Origin of the sequence: Nocardia gipuzkoensis (genome assembly GCF_021183645.1) — a bacterium.
GTDB classification, from domain to species: domain Bacteria; phylum Actinomycetota; class Actinomycetes; order Mycobacteriales; family Mycobacteriaceae; genus Nocardia; species Nocardia abscessus.
Window position 1 is genome coordinate 2,098,900 of record NZ_CP089225.1, and the last position, 18,029, is coordinate 2,116,928.

The window sequence follows — 18,029 nt, forward strand, 5'->3', positions numbered from 1 at the left end:
CCGGCCTATCCGCTGCCGGGCGTTACTGTTTCAGCTCCTCGACCAGCGCGTCCACCACCGCGACCAGATCGCCCTGCGAAGCCGCGGCAACCCGGCGCTGCCGCTGATAGGAGGCGCCCCGCTTGGGGATCTCGGCCACCAGCGCGAGTTCGTCCGCGCAGCCCAGCCGCGCCGCCGTCGGCTCCAGCCGGTTCAGCAGATCGTTCAGGTCGTCGGTGACCAAACGCTCGTTACTGTCCGCGTCGGTGATGATGATCGCGTCCAGCCCGTAACGGGCGGCGCGCCACTTGTTCTCCTGCACATGCCACGGCGGCAACGTCGGCAGGTCCTCGCCGTTCTCCACGCGGTGATCCAGGTCGACGATCAGGCAGTGGATGAGCGCGGCCATCGCGGCGAGCTCGGCGCGAGTGGAGATGCCGTCACAGACCCGCACCTCGATGGTGCCCCACTTCGGCGCCGGGCGGATGTCCCAGTGCATGCCGCCGAGCTGCGTGAAGACCCCGGTCTTGAGCTGGTCGTGCACGAAGTGCTCGAACTGGTTCCAGTTCTCGAACTGGAACGGCAGGCCCGCGGTCGGCAGCTGCTGGAACATCAGCGTCCGATTGCTGGCGTAGCCGGTGTCCGACCCGGACCACATCGGCGAGGACGCCGACAACGCGAGCAGATGCGGATACGACAGCAGCAACGAGTTGAGGATCGGGAACACCTTGTCGCGGTGGGAAACTCCGACGTGCACGTGCACGCCCCAGATCATCATCTGCCTGCCCCACCACTGCGTGCGGTCGATCAGCTCGTCGTAGTGTTCCGACCTGGTCAGCTGCTGGGCCGACCACTGCGCGAACGGATGGGTGCCCGCGCAGAACACGTCGACGCCGAGCGGGTCGCCCGCGCGGCGCACCGTGTTCATGGTGCCGGTCAGATCCTCCACCGCCGCGCCCACGGTCTCGTGCACGCCGGTGACGAGCTCCACGGTGTTGCGCAGCAGTTCCTTGGTCACCTGCGGGGTGCCGTCGTGGGCGCGCAGGTCACCGAGCGAATCGAAGACCTCCGCGGCGGTATTCGACAGATCGCGGGTCACCTTGTCCACCAGCGCGATCTCCCATTCGACCCCGATGGTGGGCCGGGGCGAACCTTCGAAGGGAACGTGCTCGATTCCTGCCCCGGCCATATGCCACCGCGCTACTGGATCACGCCACAGGCGACACGGCCACCCGCGTCGCCCGTCGCTAGGGTCGATTCGTCGGGGCCCGCGACGCCATCGGCACGGACGTAACGGTTGGGGATGTTGCCGAAGTTGTCGGCGTCGGCGTGGATGATCAGGGCCTTGCCCTTCACGTCGTCCAGCGTGACCTTGTCGGTGGTGGTGACCAGCTTGGCGGCGCCGTCGGAGCGCACCTCCAGCGAGGTCAGATCACCGCTGGCCGGGTGCGCGTTGGCGCTACCGACCTGCAGATGACCACCGGCGGACAAGAAGTCGCCTGCCGGGCCGCCGGTCGGCGCGACCGAGTTCGCCTCGCACTTGCCGACCTGGTGCACGTGCAGGCCGTGGAAGCCGGGACGCAGCCCGTGCGCCTCGACGGTGACCTGCAGGTGGCTGCCGTCCTCGGTGAAGTTCGCGGTGCCGACCGAGGCGCCCGAGGGGTCCTTGAGCTCCACCTTCGCCCCGGACGCGGTGTGCGGCATGCCGTGCTCGGTGCTCGACTGTCCGGCCGGAGCGGGGGACCCGGTCCACACCGGCGGGGTCGTCCCCTGGACGTCACTCGACTCCTGGCTGTTCGAGCAGGCGGCGAGGCCGAAGACCGCGACCGCGAGCACCGGGGTCACAGTCCGCCAGGACGGGCGTCGGGTTGTGGACGGGGCCATCGGGGAACTCCTTTACGAGTACCGAGTTTACGAGTAAAGCTGGGTGGACACGTTCGTTACCGGACAAGATGATGCCACGCCCGCCGTGTCACGCCCTCGACAGGGCGGCGCGCCTTCATCCGGTCTCGGCCGGTCCGCGCGGACGCGGCGGCCACACGGGTCAATTACCCGTGACGATCACCGTTACACCCGGCCCGGAGTCCCCGATCCCGCTCGACTTCGGTGCGACCGACGCGCCCAGCTCGTCGGCGACGGCCTGCGCCGCCTCCTTGTCGCCGGGCGAATTGCCGTAGTACACCGTGGTTTTCGCGATGTTGGCGCCCGGGTAGTTGCCGGTTTCCGCGATCGTCCAGCCACTCGCCGAGAGCTGGTCGGCCGTCTTGGCGGCGAGCCCGGGCACCATGCTGTTGTTGAGCACGCGCACCGGCACCGAACGGGCCGCGGTGGACGTGGTCGGCGCGGCGGTGGTGGTCGGCGTCCCGGTCGCCACCAGGGTGGACGAGGACGCGGCCGGCGCCTTGGGCGCGGTCGTGCTCGCCGGGACCTGAGGCGCGGCCGACGCGCTCGAAGTCGGTGTTTCGCTGGTTCCCGAGGCGTCGGTATCGGCATCGGAATTCGACAGCGACATCGCGCCGAGGCCCGCGAAGACGATGGCCAACGCGATCAGCACCATCGCCAGGGCACGCAACGGTGGCCCACCGGAGGTGGGATTCGGGTAGCTCACCCTCGCGAGCCTAGTCGCACGGGGCGGGTCCGGGTCGGCATCGCCGGGTCAGACCTGGAATCCCAGGCGCCGCGCCGCCCGCGCCTTCTGCCTGCTCGCGCGCAGCCTGCGCAGCCGCTTCACCAGCATCGGGTCGGCGGCCAGCGCCTCCGGCCGGTCGACCACCGCGTTCAGCACCTGGTAGTACCTGGTCGGCGACATGGCGAACAGCTCGCGGATCGCCTCTTCCTTCGCTCCCGCGTACTTCCACCACTGTCGCTCGAAGGCCAGGATGTCGAGGTCGCGGCGGCTCAGTCCGTCGCCGTCGGCCTGCTCGGCCGCGGCGTGTCCAGCCGTGCCGTCTTCGCTCGCGGCGAGGCCGTCCTGGATCGCGGAAAGATTCCGTGCCGCTGCGCCGTCCATCTCGCTCCCTCGCCGAGTGACCACCAGACGAAAATGGTGCTTGTACGTCGCGGAATATTCAACCACGCGCACCGGGAATCGCCCGGTCCACGGCGCGGCGTGTTCGCTACCCGCCGGTAGTGTCCGTGCCTGCCGTGGCACCCGAGGCGGTGTGACGTGGCCCCCACGGCAATAATTGAGCCATGGCAATCCTCCCGATCGTGATAGTCGGCGACCCGGTTCTGCACAACCCGACCGAGCGGGTCACCCAATCGCCGGAGGAATTGGCTCCGCTCATCGCGGACATGTACGACACGCTCGACGCGGCGCACGGCGTCGGACTCGCGGCCAACCAGGTCGGCGTCGGGTTGCGCCTGTTCGTCTACGACTGTCCTGACCTCGGCCCGGACGGCACCGCGACCCGGCGCCGCGGGGCAGTGATCAATCCGGTGCTGGAGACCTCGGACATTCCGGAGACCATGCCCGACCCGGACGACGACGAGGAGGGCTGCCTGTCGGTGCCCGGCGAGCAGTTCCCCACCGGCCGCGCCGAATGGGCCAAGGTGACCGGCACCGACGAGCACGGCGAGCCGGTCGAGGTGGAGGGCAAGGGCTTCTTCGCCCGCATGCTCCAGCACGAGGTGGGGCACCTGGACGGGTTCCTTTACGTGGATGTCCTGATCGGCCGCAACGCACGGGCCGCCAAGAAGGCGATCAAACGGAACGGCTGGGGCACACCGGGTCTGAGCTGGCTGCCCGGCACCGACCCCGATCCGTTCGGGCATGACGACTGACCCCGCCGCCGGCCTGCCCGATATCCCGCTCGGCCGCCGCGTGGTGCTGCGCTATCAACTCCCCGCGGGTTATCCCCAACCGCTGACCGACGTGATCGGCGAACTCGTGTCACTGGACCCGCCGACCGTGCGCGGCGCCGACGGCGCGGTCGTCTCGGTCGCGCCGGACCGCGTGATCGCGCTGAAAGCCATCGGCCCCAGGCCGATTCGCACGAAGGAGATCCGCGCGCTGGAGGCAGCGGCCGCCTACGCCTGGCCCGGCGTCGAGCACACCTGGATCGACGGCTGGCTGGTGCGGGCCGGTCACGGGTACACCGGTCGCGCGAATTCCGCTGTGCCACTGGGCAGCTCCGGGAACCCCGCCGTCGTGTCCGCGGAGACGCTGCACCGCATCGGCGAGTGGTACACCGCGCACGGTCTGCCACTGCAGCTCGCGCTGCCCGATCGGCTGGCCCCGGCGCCGCCCGGCTGGCACCGCTGGCGAGAGACGCTCATGCTCGCCATCGATATCGACAATTTCGTTCTGCCCCAGGGCCCTTCGATGGTGCGGATCGCGCCCGCACCCGACGCCGACTGGCTGGAGATGCACCGCTATGGCGGCGAAGATCCGGCCGGGCGGGCGATTTCCGCCCCCGCGCCGCTTCCCGAGGTGCTGACCGCGGTGCTCGACGGCGAACTCGGCTTCGCCTCGCTCGGTCTACCGCGTCCCATCGCGATCGGCCGCGGCGCGCTCACCACCGCACCGGACGGACGCCGCTGGGTCGGCCTCACCTGTGTGGCGGTCGCCGCCGCGCACCGCAGGCACGGGCTCGGTTCGCTGGTCTGCGCCGAACTGGTGCGCTGGGGCCGCGACCGCGGCGCGACGCACGCCTATCTCCAGGTGGAGGCCACCAACGGGCCGGCCCGCGCGATGTACCTGGACCTGGGTTTCGTCGAACACCACGCCTACCGCTACGCCGCGCCGGAACCCCTCGCCGGGCCCGGCGGCCTGCGGTAGAACAGACCTGTAAACACCTCCGAAGGAAGGCCGCAGTGCGTCTCGCCACCTGGAACGTCAACTCGATCCGCTCCCGGCTCGACCGTGTCGCGGACTGGCTGGACCGCCAGGACATCGACGTGCTCGCCCTCCAGGAGACCAAGTGCCGGGACGACCAGTTCCCGTTCGAGCGTTTCGACGAGCTCGGCTACGAGGTAGCGCACTTGGGGATCAACCAGTGGAACGGGGTGGCGATCGCCTCCCGGGTCGGCCTCACCGACGTCGAGTTCGCCTTCCCCGACCAGCCCGGATTCGACAAGGACGCGGGCGAGTCGCTGATCAGCACGCCGGTCGTCGAGTCCCGCGCGATCGGGGCCACCTGCGGTGGCGTGCGGGTGTGGAGCCTGTACGTGCCCAACGGCCGCACCTTGGGCGATCCGCACTACACCTACAAGCTGGAATGGCTTGCCGCGCTGCGGGACAACGGCGCGCGCTGGCTGGCCGAGGACCCGCAGGCCAAGATCGCGCTGGTGGGCGACTGGAACATCGCGCCGACCGACGACGATGTGTGGTCCGTGGAGTTCTTCGCCGACAAGACGCACACTTCGCAGCCGGAGCGCGATGCCTTCCAGGCCGTCGTCGACGCCGGGTACGCCGATGTCATGCGTCCGTTCGCACCGGGGCCGGGCGTCTACACCTACTGGGACTACACGCAGCTGCGTTTCCCGCGTAAAGAGGGGATGCGCATCGATTTCGTTCTCGCCTCCCCCGCCCTTGCCGCCACCGTGACCGACGCGATGGTCGACCGCGAGGCACGAAAGGGCAAGGGCGCCAGCGACCACGCCCCCGTGATCGCCGAATTCGCCGACGGGCCCGAGCACCCGTGACCCGCCCCGCACAACCGCCTTTCCCCCGCCGCAGCGGGAACCGGGCAGCGAGCGCCAGGCTGGGCGGCCTGAACGGCGATCCGTCGATGGGACCACGGCAGCGGGCGCAACACCTCGGCCCGGAGCGCCGCCGCCCGCAGGTACTCGACACCGCGCTCGCCATCGCCGTGGAGCACGGCGTCGCCGCGGTGACCATGGCCGCGATCGCGGAGCGGATGAAGGTGACCAGGCCGGTGGTCTACGCCTGCTTCGCCGATCGGGTCGAGCTGATCGAGGCGCTGATCCAGCGCGAGGAGGGCTACCTGGTCAGCGGGGTGTTCGAGGTGGTGACGCCGCGCGATGTGGACGCGGACGAGACCGTGTTCGTCGAAGGTTTTCGCGCGCTGCTGACCAAGGCCGCCAGCAGGCCCGACGCCTGGCGGCTGGTCTACGGCAATCCCGACCCCGCCGTGGCGAATTCGTTCGGTCGTGGCCGCGCGCTCGTGATCGAGCGCTGCGCCAAGCTCCTGCGTCCGACATTGCGGGCGTGGGGCACCGTGGACGCCGAGCGCAAGCTGCCCGTGCTGGTGGAGCAGTGGGTATCCGCCGGGGAGGGGGCCGTGCGCGCGCTGCTCGCGGACCAGGACGGCTGGACACCGGCGGATCTCGGCGCGTTCGTCGGCGCCGCGGTCTATCGCGCCCTGCGAAACGCCTGATCAAGCGGAATTCCCGCGCCGCACGGCCGGGCCGATCACTACGATGGTGATCAACTATCCGACCACCGGCTGGCGGAGGAACGGTCATGGCGTTCTATCGGCAAGTGGGTGCGGTACCGCCGAAGCGGCACACCCAGCATCGTGACGAGCAGGGCCGGCTCTACTACGAGGAGCTGATGGGCGAGGAGGGCTTCTCGGGCGACTCCTCGCTGCTCTATCACCGCGGCCTGCCGCCCGCACTGGTCGACTCGACGGTGTGGGAGCTGCCCGATCAGCGGACGACGCCGAATCATCCACTGCGCCACCGCCATCTGCGCCTGCACACCCTGTTCCCCGGCGACACCCCGGCCGAGACCGATCCGGTCACCGGGCGGCGCCTGCTGCTCGGCAACGCGGACGTGCGCATCTCCTACGTCGTCGCCAAATGCGGATCACCGCTGTACCGCAACGCGATCGGCGACGAGCTGGTGTACCTGGAATCCGGCGCCGCGGTGGTCGAGACGGTGTTCGGCGCGCTGCCCGCGCGCCAGGGCGACCAGGTGCTCATCCCGCGTGCCACGACCCACCGCTGGCGGCCGACCGGCCCGGAACCGTTGCGGGCGTATGTGATCGAGGCGACCGGTCATATCACGCCGCCGAAGCGCTACCTGTCGAAGTTCGGCCAGTTGCTCGAGCATGCCCCGTATTGCGAGCGCGACCTGCACGGACCGGCCGAGACGATCACCGCGTCCGGCGCCGACGTCGAAGTGCTCGTCAAGCATCGGCCGGGCGGACAGGTCGTCGGCACCCGGATGGTCTACGCCACCCACCCGTTCGACGTGGTGGGCTGGGACGGCTGTCTGTATCCGTGGACCTTCAACATCGCGGATTTCGAGCCGATCACCGGACGCATCCATCAGCCGCCGCCCGTGCATCAGGCGTTCGAAGGCGGCAACTTCGTCGTCTGCAATTTCGTTCCGCGCAAGGTGGACTACCACCCGCTATCGATCCCGGTGCCCTACTACCACTCCAACGTCGATTCCGACGAGGTCATGTTCTACTGCGGCGGGAACTACGAGGCGCGCAAAGGGTCGGGGATCACGCAAGGCTCGGTGTCGGTGCACCCCGGCGGCTACGCCCACGGTCCACAGCCCGGCGCCTACGAGAACAGCATCGGCATCGAGTACTTCGACGAACTGGCCGTCATGGTGGACACCTTCCGCCCGCTGGAACTCGGCGAGGGCGCTCTGGCCTGCGATGACCCGACCTACGCGTGGACCTGGTCCGGGCGGGGCCCCGAGTGAGGACCAGGGTCGAGGTACCCCCCGGCTCGCTGTTCGGTGCGGACAACCTGCCGTACGGGGTTTTCGCTCCGGAGGGCCGAGCTCCCCGGGTAGGGGTGCGGCTCGGTGACCAGGTCATCGACTTGGCCGCGGTACTGGATGACCCGGTGTTCGCCGCACCGAGCCTGAACGCCTTCCTGGCCCAGGGCCCCGCACGCTGGCGCGCGGTCCGCGAAAGGGTCCGCGAATCGGTCGACGGCGAGATGGACGGCGCCGCCGTTCACCGTCTGGCCGACGTGGAACTGCGGCTGCCCGTGCGGATCGGCGACTACGTGGATTTCTACGCGAGCATCGATCACGCGACGAACCTCGGCCGCCTGTTCCGCCCGGACGGTGACCCGCTGCTACCGAACTGGCGTCACCTGCCGGTCGGCTATCACGGGCGGGCGGGCACCGTAGTGGTCTCCGGCACCGCGGTGGCGCGGCCCCGCGGCCAGCGCGCAACGGCTTCCCGCGCACCGGATTTCGGCCCGTCGCGGCGGCTGGACATCGAGGCGGAACTCGGCTTCGTGATCGGGGTCGGCTCGCGGCTCGGCGTACCGGTCGGGATCGACGAGTTCGCCGACCGGGTCTTCGGCGTCGCGCTGGTCAACGATTGGTCCGCGCGCGACATCCAGGCTTGGGAGTACCAGCCGCTCGGCCCGTTCCTCGGGAAGTCGTTCGCGACCTCGATGTCGCCGTGGATCACCCCGCTGGCCGCGCTCGAGGCCGCGCGGATACCGCTGCCCGAGCAGTCGCCCGCGCCCCTGCCCTATCTGCGGGGAACCGAGCCGTGGGGCCTGGACATCGAGCTCACCGTGGCGTGGAACGGCCAACCGGTCACGTACCCGCCGTATGCCCGGATGTACTGGTCACCGGCGCAGATGCTCGCCCATCTCACCGCGAACGGCGCATCCACCCGCACCGGCGATCTGTACGCCTCCGGGACCATCTCCGGTCCCGCACCGGACCAGCGCGGCTCGTTCATCGAGTTGTCCTGGGGCGGCAGCCGCCCGGTCCTGGTCGACGGGCGAGAGCGCACCTTCCTGGAGGACGGCGACGAAGTGACGATCACCGCGTCAGCTCCCGGTCCGCGTGCGGCCCGGATCGGATTGGGCGCGGTCACCGGGCGCATCCTCCCCGCGCATCCCACCGACGACCCCTGAATCGAGGGCTTCGCAGAAAATCCTACGGCCAGTAGCGTTCGCTTCCGGAGGGTTCCATACGAACTGATCCAGCGCCCTCCTCGCGTCGGTCGCGCCGGTGCGAGGAGTCAGCCGTCGGTGCGAAGCTCGCCGGGTCGGCGGCCGGACTCCACTACGGTGACGAAGTGGGTGAGGTCATCGATCAGGGTGTCGGGGGACGGGGCCGGGTCGGTGTGCAGCCAGTCGGCGACGAGTTCGAAGATGCCGCCGATGGTGGCCAAGGCCAGCTGCGGGCGATCGCCGGGAGACCACTGTCGATCGAGAAACGCCGCCGCCCAGCGGCGGTTGGCGCGGCGTTGCCGTTCGACCTCGGGTGAGATACCGCCCGCAGCGCCGAAGGTCACTTTGCCCAGTCGCGGATCGTCGGTGATGGCGTGCACGAACGCGCCGACGATCGCCGCCACGCGCTGCGGCCAGGCCGCGTCCGCGGTGGTGGCCGCTATATCCGCGACGCGTTGCTGAATCTGTGCCGTCACCTGCTCGAGCAAGGCGAGGTAGCACGCTTCCTTGCTCTCGAAGTGGTCGTAGAAGCCCTTGGTCCCCACGTACGCGCGCTGGCAGATCTGCTCGATCGAGGTTCCGGCGAAGCCCTGTTCGGCGAAGAGTTCGGTGGCGGCGTCGAGGAGCTGGCTGCGCCGCTGGGCGCTGCGCTGCTCGGCGTCGAGTCCACGGATCCGGCGCCGCGCCGGGCTCGCGGCAGGCCGCGCGGCGGAGGTGCTGCGGGTCATGCCTCGACGATAGCCGGGGAACGCCAGTCGGCGCCGGGTGCCGCAGCGGCCCACCGGCGCTTGAGCGCGACCCCATCCGGGTACGCCGCCGCTACAGCCGCCACATACGCCGGACAAGGAGCGAGGTCATGACCGATCGCCCGGATGTTGCGCACCGCCGCCCCGACGGCGTCGACGACGCCACCGTCGCCGCCACCGGCAAACTGTCGGAAGCTCTGGAAACCGTCGAACGCGCCCGTGGCCACCTGTACGCCTTCCACCAGCTGACCGGCGGAGCCGATCTGGCTCTCGACCAAGCGGTGGAGCTGTTCCGCGAGGCCGGTCACGCTCGATTCGCCGATCGGATAGCCGCCGAGCTGATCGGCCGCAACGTCCTGACCGGACGCTGGACGTTCCAGATCGTGGAGGAGTACGACGACGGTTACTACGGCCTGTTCCGCGACATCGAACGAGCCGCCCGGGACGAATTGCTCGACGGTCGCCGCCACATCTACGAGGCCGAGATGAAGGAGGCCCGCCGCACCCACGGCGCGCCGGGCCATTCGGCTGCGCCGGAGACCACGGAAGACCCGTAATCACAGCCGAGCATCCCGCCGAGAGCGGGCATGGCGCATTTTCAACAAGAACCCTTGTTGGTAAACAGATGCCATGCTGTAATCACTGTCACGTCGATGAGGAAGGACGTGGCGGTGAGCATTGCGGAGCGAAGCGGCCCTCGCGGCGTGCGCGCGCTGGCGGCGGTTGTGGTGACGGTGGTTGTGGCGGGCTGCACCCTGCTCGCGGGAGCGGCACCCGCGGCGGCGGTGCCACTCCCTCGATCGGATTCGTTCTACGAAACGCCGGAAGGACTCGAGTCCCGCGAACCGGGCGAGATCCTGCGCGCACGTGAGGTGCGCTTGGCAGTGCTCACCGCGCTCCCGCTGAATGTGCGGTCCTGGCAATTGCTGTACCGGACCACCGATCTGTTCGGGCAACCCGCCGCGGCGGTGACCACGGTGCTGTTGCCTGCGGGCGCCGATCCGCACCGCTCCCGTCCGCTGGTCTCGTTGCAGTTCTACTACGACAGCGCGAGCCCGGATTGCGCCCCGTCGTTCGTACTGCGCCAGGGCGCGGGTCTGCCCGGACTCGAAGGCATCCACTCCCAGAGCGAACTGATCGCGATCGCGGCCCTGCTCAGCCAGGGCTGGGCGGTGTCCGTCCCGGACTACGAGGGGCTGGACGGGCATCTCGCGGTGGCCGAAGAACCTGGATACATGACGCTGGACGGCATCCGCGCCGCCGAGCGCTTCGAGCCGTTGGGCCTGGACGGCCCGTCCACCCCGATCGCGCTGTGGGGGTACTCCGGCGGCGGGATGGGGTCGGGCTGGGCCGCCGAGATGCAGCCGGCCTACGCACCGGAACTGAACGTCAAGGGCGTTGCTCTCGGTGCGCCGACCTCGGACGTGGTGTCCCTGCTGCACGTCAACGGCTCGATGTTCGCCAGCCTCATCGGCATCGGCATCTCGTCGCTGCGCAAGGCGTACCCGACGTTCCGCGCGGCGTCCGACCGCTACCTGACGCCCGAGGGCAGAGCGCTGATGGACCGGACCGCGACGCAATGCCTGCCGCGCAACGCGCTCACCCAGATGTTCGTCGACTATCAGCGCATGCTGACGATTCCGATCGCCGACTTCCTCGCCGTCCCGGAGATAGCAGAGGTGTTCGACGCGACCGTGCTGGGCCGCAACATTCCCACCGCACCGATCTTCCTCTACCACGGCGTCTTCGACGAGGCGGTGCCGATCTGGACCAATGAGCGCTTGGCACAACAGTATTGCGCGGGCGGCGCTTCCGTTCTGTTCAAGCGCGACCACCTGAGCGAGCACCTGACGCTGCCCTCGCTGGGCATGGCGGACACCTTCAATTGGCTGAAAGAGCGCCTGGCGCCGAACGCTCCGGATCAGCCCGGCTGCCGCACCGAGGACGTCGTGTCCATGCTCGCCGATGCCGACGCGTTGATGTCCCAGCTCGAGATCAATCTGAACGCGACCTTCGGCGCCTTCGGATTCCCGATCGGCCCGCGCGAGCGCTGACGCCGCCACCTGGTAGTTCACCCCATCCCGGCGAATCGCCGGGCACGGCTTGGGGTCGTCCGGGTATGGTCGGGCGGGAAAATTTCACAACCAACGGGGGCTCGCACCAGCGGGCTGAGAGGACGGCTAGCCGAGAGGCGTCAGGGCCGTCGACCGTATGAACCTGACCGGGTAATGCCGGCGTAGGGAGGAAAAAGATGGCACTCGCCAATGCGTCCGACGGCCGATCCGCACCCGTCGACAGCGTCACCACCGGCCCCATCGAGGGCAGCGTCAAGCACTATCTAGAGGTCGAGGACCTGCGCATTCCGGTGCGCCGGGTCAACCTGACCAACGGAGAGCACTTCGACGTCTACGACACGTCCGGCCCGTACACCGACGAGACGGCGGCGATCGATCTCGAAGCCGGTCTACCGAAGCTGCGCGACACCTGGGCCAAGCCCGAGGGGGCGGGTGCACCCACCCAGCTCGCCTGGGCTCGGGAAGGCATCATCACGCCGGAGATGCGCTTCATCGCCGCGCGCGAAGGGGTCGCGCCAGAGGTGGTGCGCGAAGAAGTGGCCGCGGGCCGCGCGGTGATCCCCGCCAACCACAAGCACCCAGAACTCGAGCCGACCATCATCGGCAAGAAATTCCTGGTCAAGATCAACGCGAACATCGGCAACTCGGCCGTCTCCTCCTCGATCGCCGAGGAGGTGGAGAAGATGGTGTGGGCGACCCGCTGGGGCGCGGACACCATCATGGACCTGTCCACCGGCAAGAACATCCACGAGACCCGCGAGTGGATTCTGCGCAACTCCCCCGTCCCGGTCGGCACCGTGCCGATCTACCAGGCGCTGGAGAAGGTGAACGGCGATCCCACCGCGCTCACCTGGGAGATCTACCGCGACACCGTGATCGAGCAGTGCGAACAGGGCGTGGACTACATGACCGTGCACGCGGGCGTGCTGCTGCGCTACGTGCCGCTGACCGCCAAGCGGGTGACCGGCATCGTCTCGCGCGGCGGGTCGATCATGGCCGCCTGGTGCCTGGCGCATCATCAGGAATCGTTCCTGTATACGCACTTCGAGGAACTCTGCGAGATCCTGGCGCGCTACGACGTCACCTTCTCCCTGGGCGACGGCCTGCGGCCCGGCTCCATCGCCGACGCCAACGACGAGGCGCAGTTCGCCGAACTGCGCACCCTGGGCGAACTGACCAAGATCGCGAAATCGCACGGCGTGCAGGTGATGATCGAGGGCCCCGGTCACGTGCCGATGCACAAGATCGTGGAGAACGTCCGGCTCGAGGAGGAATGGTGCGAAGAGGCGCCGTTCTACACCCTCGGCCCGCTCGCCACCGACATCGCACCCGCCTACGACCACATCACCTCGGCCATCGGCGCCGCCATCATCGCGCAGGCGGGCACCGCGATGCTCTGCTACGTCACGCCGAAGGAGCATCTGGGCCTGCCCAATCGCGACGACGTGAAAGTGGGCGTGATCACCTACAAGATCGCCGCGCACGCCGCCGACCTCGCCAAGGGCCACCCGCACGCACAGCAGCGCGACGACGCGCTGTCCAAGGCGCGTTTCGAGTTCCGCTGGCGCGATCAGTTCGCGCTGTCCCTGGATCCGGACACCGCGCGGGAGTACCACGACGAGACACTGCCCGCCGAACCCGCCAAGACCGCGCACTTCTGCTCCATGTGTGGCCCCAAGTTCTGCTCGATGCGGATCTCCGCGGACGTGCGCGAGTACGCCGCGCGCCAGGGCCTGAACGAGGCCGAGGCGCTGGAAGCCGGCATGGCCGAGAAGTCGGCCGAGTTCGCCGACCGCGGCAATGCCGTCTACCTGCCCGTCGTCTCCTAGTGACCTCCCGCCGCCCGCTGTATTCCGGCGGGCGGCGGGATTGCTCTACTCTTCCGCGCGCAGCAAGGCGGTCACCCGCAGCGACGTCTCGTGCAGCCGGTCGAACACCGCGAGTACGAGTTCCATCTGCTCAGCGGTGTAATCCGCCATGGCCGCGCCGAATTCGTTCGCCAGTACCTCGTAGTGCGGCGCGATCTTGTCGATCTTCTCCTGGACCACGCTGACGATGACCCGCCGCCGGTCCTGCTCGTCGTGTTCCCGGCGGACGTAGCCCGCTTTCAACAGCCGGTCGATCATCCGCGTGATGGCGCCGGTGGTCAGGCCCGTCTGGGTGGCGAGTTCGCCCGCCGTAGCCGGGCCGCCGAGGCGCAGCAGGTTCAGGCAGCGCAGGTCGGTGACGTGCAAGCCGAGTCGATCGGCCACCGCCTGGTGCATCATCACGGCGTCGGTGGCACTGCGCTGGGCGGCCAACGTCAGCGCGACATCCAACTCCGCACGGTTCGACATGTTGACAACCTTGCCATACTCGGTAAGTATCTTACTCAGTCAACTATTTACTCGATCAATTATTGATCGATTCATCTTACGGGAGTTGCCATGTCCGTGGACCAGCGCACCGACGAGGACGCCATCCGTGACCTGCTCGATCGGCAGGCCGAGGCGTGGGCCGCCGGCGACGCCGAAGCTTTCGCCGCCGTGTTCACACCGGACGCGGATTACGTCACCTGGGTCGGCACGCACTTCAAAGGCCGGGCGGACATCGCCGTCTCGCACATATCGCTGTTCGAGAAGTTCCTGAAGGGCACTCACCTGGACGGGGAGATCACCCAACTCCGTTTCCTCACCCCCGACGTCGCGGTCGTCCACGGCAAAGGCGCGGTACTCAAAGGCAAACAGCGGCGTACTCGACGCAACACGAAAGTGCAGACCACCGTCGCCGTGCGGCGAGACGGCCGATGGCAGATCGCCGCGTTCCAGAACACCAAATACCACTGGCTGCTGGAAACCTTCGCGAGGAAGTTCGATTCACGTCAGACCCCGTCCGCGCCGCGGGGCTGAGCGGCGCTCACCGCACCGTCTGCTCGATCAGGCGGCGGGCCGCGCGATCGGTGCGCTCGACCTCGCCGGTGATCAGCCGGTCCTGCAAAATGCCGCGCAGTCCCGAAACGAGCAGGGTGGCAACGGCTTCCGGGTCATCGATGGAGTCGAGTCCGCGCAGCCCGTCGGCCAGCGCCGAGACGAAGACGACGATGGCCGAGGTGGCGTAGTCGATGTACGGACTGCGCGGGGCGCACGCCGCGCCGAGGACTTGGAGCATCACCCGGACGCTCGTGCGGCCGTCACCCGAGGTATTGGCGGTCCAGAAGTTCCACAGCCGAGCGCGGAGTTCGGACGCGTCCCGGATGCCGGCGAAGAGGGCCGCGATATCGGGGCGCTGCGTCGACAGTGCTTGGACCAGCAGTTCCTCCTTGGTCGTGAAGTAGTAGATCAGCATGCGCGAGCTGGTGCCGAGCTCGGCGGCCAGCGGGCGCAACGACAGGTCCGCGAGGCCGTGATCGGCGATGTAGCGCACGACGGCGGCGAGGAGTTCGGCGCGTTTGGCGTGGTCGAGTGGGCGGGCCATGGGTTGACTGTAGCGATTGGTACAGGTATTCATGACATCGTGACTGTAACAATCGCTTCAGAAACTCGGGATTCGGTCGTGGTCACCGGATACGCGGCCACCACGTCGCTGGCCGACGACATGGATACGACCTGGTCCGGATTGCTGGCTGGGCACAGCGGAATCGGCGCGCTGGAAGACGATTTCGTGGCCGAGTACGACCTGCCGGTCCGCATCGGCGGCAAGCTGAAGTCGCAGCCGAGCACCGAGCTGACCCGGGTGGAACAGCGCAGGCACTCCTACGTCGAGCAAATGGCGCTGGTCCTCGGCCGCCGGGTGTGGCGCTCGGCGGGGGCGCCCGAGGTGGACGGCGACCGGTTGGCGGTGGCCGTCGGCACCGGGCTCGGCGGCGGCGACGCGCTGATCTCGGCGGTGGACGCGATGCGCACCGGCGGCTACCGGAAAGTGCCGCCGATGTCGGTGCCGATGGTGATGCCGAACGGGCCCGCCGCCACCGTCGGCCTCGAAATCGGTGCCAGAGCAGGGATTTTCGCACCGGTCTCGGCGTGCTCGTCGGGATCGGAGGCGATCGCGCACGCTTGGCGGCTGATCACCACCGGCGAGGCGGACGTGGTGGTGGCGGGCGGCGTGGAAGGACACATCGACGCCGTGCCCATCGCGAGCTTCGCCATGATGCGCGCCATGAGCACCCGCAACGACGATCCGGAACGCGCGTCCCGCCCGTTCGACCGGGACCGCGACGGGTTCGTCTTCGGCGAGGCGGGAGCGCTGCTGGTGCTCGAGTCGGAGCGGCACGCACGCGCGCGGGGCGCCACCGTGCACGGGCGCGTGCTCGGCGCGGGCATCACCTCCGACGCCTATCACATCGTCGCGTCCGAACCGGAGGGTATCGGCGCAGCCCGCGCGATGCGCAAGGCCATCGAGACCGCGGGACTGCGCCCTTCGGACATCCAGCATGTGAACGCACACGCCACGTCGACCTCCATCGGCGACGCCTCGGAGGCCAACGCGATAGCGTCCGTCGTGCCCGATGCCTCGGTCTACGCGCCGAAATCCGCGCTGGGTCACTCGATCGGAGCGGTCGGCGCTCTGGAATCGCTGGTCACCATGCTCACCCTCCGAGACCAGGTCGTTCCGCCCACCCTGAATCTCGACAACCGCGATCCGGCGATCGACCTGGACGTCGTCGCGGGTGCGCCGCGTACCCAGCGCATCGACTTCGCGCTGAACAACTCGTTCGGCTTCGGCGGGCACAATGTGGCCCTCGCGTTCGGGCGGGCCTGACGGCAGCGCGGCTCAGAAGCCCGGCTACCGTCGAGAGAAAAGACCGATCGGCCCGGAGGGACGTACGACGTGGGTGAGCGCCAGCGCAGCAACCGAGGACACATCCCGTGGTCACCCACGACCGAGCCGAGCGCCGGAGAGGCACAGTCGTGAGTGACGCCTTCTACCTCCCCGACCCGGATCAGCCGGGTCGGTTCCTCTCGACCGAGCTGACCCGCGGCCCCTGGTCGCCGGACGCCCAGCACGCGGGCCCGCCCTCGGCGCTGCTCGGTCACGTGATCGAGCGGTGCGAGCCGCGCCAGGGGTTTCAGGTCGGCCGGGTCGCGGTCGAGATCCTCGGCCCGGTGCCGCTGGAACCGCTCACCGCGGTGGCACGCGTCGTGCGCCCCGGCCGCAGCGTGGAACTCATCGAGGCGACGCTGTCCTCCGAGCGCGGGCCGGTGATGCGGGCGAATGCCTGGCGGTTCAAGCTGGCCGAACCGGAATTGCCGCTGCCGGAACGTTTCTTGCCCGCGGGCACGCGCCCGGGCCCCGAGCAGGCGGACGTGCCCGCGCCGTTCCCGTCCACCCAGCCGGTCGGCTTCCACACCGCCATCGAATACCGCTTCGTCAGCGGGTCTTTCACCGAACCCGGCCCGGCGGTCTGCTGGATCAGGATCAAGCACCCGATCGTCGCGGGCACCGAACCCAGCCCGCTGGAGCGCACCCTCGCGGCCGCGGATTCCGGCAACGGCGTCAGCGCGATCCTGGACTGGTCGAAGTTCCTGTTCATCAACACCGATCTCACGGTCACCCTGCACCGCCAGCCCGCAGGCGAATGGGTCTGCCTCGACGCCGTCACCTACCCCCAACCCCATGGCATAGGTATGGCCGAATCGGCGCTCTACGACGAAAAGGGTCCATTGGGCCGCAGCACGCAAACCCTCTTCCTCGGCACCCGCTAGCCGAGGCAGACCCACTCGACGTTCGTCACCGACCGGCTCGCGGACGGGTCGAACCCTGCTGCGCGGCACGCACGTTGCCATCACGGCTGGTGAAGAAGATCGCGAGGAATCGTCGCTCGTTCCGAGCGCGGAGCCACAGCGTCGTCCCCGAGTCGCCAAGCTGGCGACTACGACCGCTGCGCAGACACCGACGACCGCATGCGCGATTGACGCGGCCTCATCCGCACACCACCGAAACTCGTTCCAGTGCACCGAGGAATTGCAGGCACTCCGCTCCGTGCCCGGCGTGCTGGGTCAGGATGATCTTCGCGACGTCGAGGGAGAGATCGCCGGGTTGTTCACTGCAGACGCGGTGGCGGATTCGAACGATAGCTGCGTCCACGGCCGGGGTCATGGCGCCCTACGCTGGGCGCGTTCGTCCGGGACAATGTGCCCGGCATCTACCAAAGTCCACGCATAGGCCTTGTCCGGACACGATTCAATGCTGCAACGGACGTGGTCTTGCATAGTCGCATGAGCGTTCTCGATGTCGAGACGGTCGATGATGTCGGTAGCGGGCACTGCTGATTGTGGTAGTACGTCATCTCTATCGAGTAAGTACGGCAGGACATAGAAGGTGCCTACGGCCAGCAGCGCCAGCGCGACCGCAACGATTCCTGCGGTGACGATCTGATACATGCGGAAGAGTGTCGGGAGCGCGC

At 68.7% G+C, this 18,029-nt stretch carries 21 protein-coding genes; 12 read left to right on the plus strand and 9 right to left on the minus strand.

Going from position 1 to position 18,029, the window contains the following annotated elements; all coding sequences use genetic code 11:
* Positions 1-22: 22 nt before the first annotated feature.
* The 4 genes from LTT66_RS09640 to LTT66_RS09655 form a co-directional block, all read right to left on the minus strand.
* Positions 23-1,168: a glutamate--cysteine ligase gene (locus tag LTT66_RS09640; RefSeq protein ID WP_181720758.1), complete on the minus strand. Its 1,146-nt coding sequence runs from the start codon at positions 1,166-1,168 to the stop codon at positions 23-25.
* 11 nt (positions 1,169-1,179) lie between these two features.
* Entirely contained in the window at positions 1,180-1,863 is a 684-nt protein-coding gene (gene sodC / locus LTT66_RS09645) for a superoxide dismutase[Cu-Zn] (RefSeq protein ID WP_233066053.1), read from the minus strand.
* 160 nt (positions 1,864-2,023) lie between these two features.
* Positions 2,024-2,587, minus strand: coding sequence for a LytR C-terminal domain-containing protein (locus LTT66_RS09650; protein WP_233066055.1), 564 nt, complete (start codon positions 2,585-2,587; stop codon positions 2,024-2,026).
* Positions 2,588-2,635: 48 nt separating this feature from the next.
* On the minus strand, positions 2,636-2,989 hold the full coding sequence (locus LTT66_RS09655; RefSeq protein WP_181720761.1) for a DUF3263 domain-containing protein: 354 nt from the start codon (positions 2,987-2,989) through the stop codon (positions 2,636-2,638).
* Between the two features lie 182 nt (positions 2,990-3,171).
* Between LTT66_RS09655 and LTT66_RS09660 the strand changes: the two genes are divergently transcribed.
* From LTT66_RS09660 to fahA, 6 genes are all read left to right on the plus strand, one after another.
* Positions 3,172-3,762, plus strand: coding sequence for a peptide deformylase (locus LTT66_RS09660; protein WP_043699366.1), 591 nt, complete (start codon positions 3,172-3,174; stop codon positions 3,760-3,762).
* Complete coding sequence (locus LTT66_RS09665; protein ID WP_233066057.1) at positions 3,752-4,759, plus strand: N-acetylglutamate synthase, CG3035 family; 1,008 nt, start codon at positions 3,752-3,754, stop codon at positions 4,757-4,759. Before LTT66_RS09660 ends, LTT66_RS09665 begins: the two co-directional genes overlap by 11 nt.
* Positions 4,760-4,794: 35 nt before the next feature.
* Positions 4,795-5,625: an exodeoxyribonuclease III gene (locus LTT66_RS09670; protein WP_195097277.1), complete on the plus strand. Its 831-nt coding sequence runs from the start codon at positions 4,795-4,797 to the stop codon at positions 5,623-5,625.
* Positions 5,626-5,711: 86 nt separating this feature from the next.
* Entirely contained in the window at positions 5,712-6,320 is a 609-nt protein-coding gene (locus LTT66_RS09675; protein ID WP_233066059.1) for a TetR/AcrR family transcriptional regulator, read from the plus strand.
* An 86-nt stretch (positions 6,321-6,406) separates the two neighbouring features.
* The gene (locus LTT66_RS09680) at positions 6,407-7,603 is read left to right on the plus strand and encodes a homogentisate 1,2-dioxygenase (RefSeq protein WP_233066061.1); all 1,197 of its coding nucleotides are present in this window, start codon (positions 6,407-6,409) and stop codon (positions 7,601-7,603) included.
* The gene (fahA, locus tag LTT66_RS09685; RefSeq protein WP_233066063.1) at positions 7,600-8,787 is read left to right on the plus strand and encodes a fumarylacetoacetase; all 1,188 of its coding nucleotides are present in this window, start codon (positions 7,600-7,602) and stop codon (positions 8,785-8,787) included. Before LTT66_RS09680 ends, fahA begins: the two co-directional genes overlap by 4 nt.
* Before the next feature lie 107 nt (positions 8,788-8,894).
* On the opposite strand, the gene LTT66_RS09690 is transcribed toward fahA, so the two are convergent.
* Positions 8,895-9,554 carry a TetR/AcrR family transcriptional regulator gene (locus tag LTT66_RS09690; RefSeq protein WP_233066065.1) on the minus strand — a complete coding sequence of 220 codons (660 nt, stop codon included), beginning with the start codon at positions 9,552-9,554 and terminating at the stop codon, positions 8,895-8,897.
* A 128-nt stretch (positions 9,555-9,682) separates the two neighbouring features.
* On the opposite strand from LTT66_RS09690, the gene LTT66_RS09695 reads away from it, so the two are divergent.
* The 3 genes from LTT66_RS09695 (at position 9,683) to thiC (ending at position 13,476) form a co-directional block, all read left to right on the plus strand.
* Complete coding sequence (locus LTT66_RS09695) at positions 9,683-10,129, plus strand: hypothetical protein (RefSeq protein WP_233066067.1); 447 nt, start codon at positions 9,683-9,685, stop codon at positions 10,127-10,129.
* A gap of 96 nt (positions 10,130-10,225) precedes the next feature.
* The gene (locus tag LTT66_RS09700; protein ID WP_233066069.1) at positions 10,226-11,626 is read left to right on the plus strand and encodes a lipase family protein; all 1,401 of its coding nucleotides are present in this window, start codon (positions 10,226-10,228) and stop codon (positions 11,624-11,626) included.
* A 197-nt stretch (positions 11,627-11,823) separates the two neighbouring features.
* Complete coding sequence (gene thiC, locus LTT66_RS09705) at positions 11,824-13,476, plus strand: phosphomethylpyrimidine synthase ThiC (RefSeq protein WP_233066071.1); 1,653 nt, start codon at positions 11,824-11,826, stop codon at positions 13,474-13,476.
* A gap of 45 nt (positions 13,477-13,521) precedes the next feature.
* On the opposite strand, the gene LTT66_RS09710 is transcribed toward thiC, so the two are convergent.
* Complete coding sequence (locus LTT66_RS09710; RefSeq protein ID WP_233066073.1) at positions 13,522-13,983, minus strand: MarR family transcriptional regulator; 462 nt, start codon at positions 13,981-13,983, stop codon at positions 13,522-13,524.
* Between the two features lie 90 nt (positions 13,984-14,073).
* Between LTT66_RS09710 and LTT66_RS09715 the strand changes: the two genes are divergently transcribed.
* On the plus strand, positions 14,074-14,535 hold the full coding sequence (locus LTT66_RS09715) for an SgcJ/EcaC family oxidoreductase (protein ID WP_233066075.1): 462 nt from the start codon (positions 14,074-14,076) through the stop codon (positions 14,533-14,535).
* 7 nt (positions 14,536-14,542) lie between these two features.
* Here LTT66_RS09715 and LTT66_RS09720 read toward each other — a convergent pair whose 3' ends face one another.
* A complete protein-coding gene (locus LTT66_RS09720) occupies positions 14,543-15,100 on the minus strand; it encodes a TetR/AcrR family transcriptional regulator (protein ID WP_233066077.1) in 558 nt (185 codons plus the stop codon).
* Between the two features lie 39 nt (positions 15,101-15,139).
* On the opposite strand from LTT66_RS09720, the gene LTT66_RS09725 reads away from it, so the two are divergent.
* Positions 15,140-16,384, plus strand: a complete 1,245-nt coding sequence (locus LTT66_RS09725) for a KasA/KasB family beta-ketoacyl-ACP synthase (protein WP_233066079.1) — start codon at positions 15,140-15,142, stop codon at positions 16,382-16,384.
* A 149-nt stretch (positions 16,385-16,533) separates the two neighbouring features.
* Complete coding sequence (locus tag LTT66_RS09730; RefSeq protein WP_233066081.1) at positions 16,534-17,328, plus strand: thioesterase family protein; 795 nt, start codon at positions 16,534-16,536, stop codon at positions 17,326-17,328.
* Positions 17,329-17,545: 217 nt separating this feature from the next.
* Here the strand turns inward: LTT66_RS09730 and LTT66_RS09735 are convergent, their stop codons facing one another.
* Complete coding sequence (locus LTT66_RS09735; protein WP_233066083.1) at positions 17,546-17,722, minus strand: hypothetical protein; 177 nt, start codon at positions 17,720-17,722, stop codon at positions 17,546-17,548.
* The gene (locus LTT66_RS09740; RefSeq protein WP_233066085.1) at positions 17,719-18,006 is read right to left on the minus strand and encodes a hypothetical protein; all 288 of its coding nucleotides are present in this window, start codon (positions 18,004-18,006) and stop codon (positions 17,719-17,721) included. The genes LTT66_RS09735 and LTT66_RS09740 overlap by 4 nt, the downstream gene beginning before the upstream one ends.
* Positions 18,007-18,029: the final 23 nt, after the last annotated feature.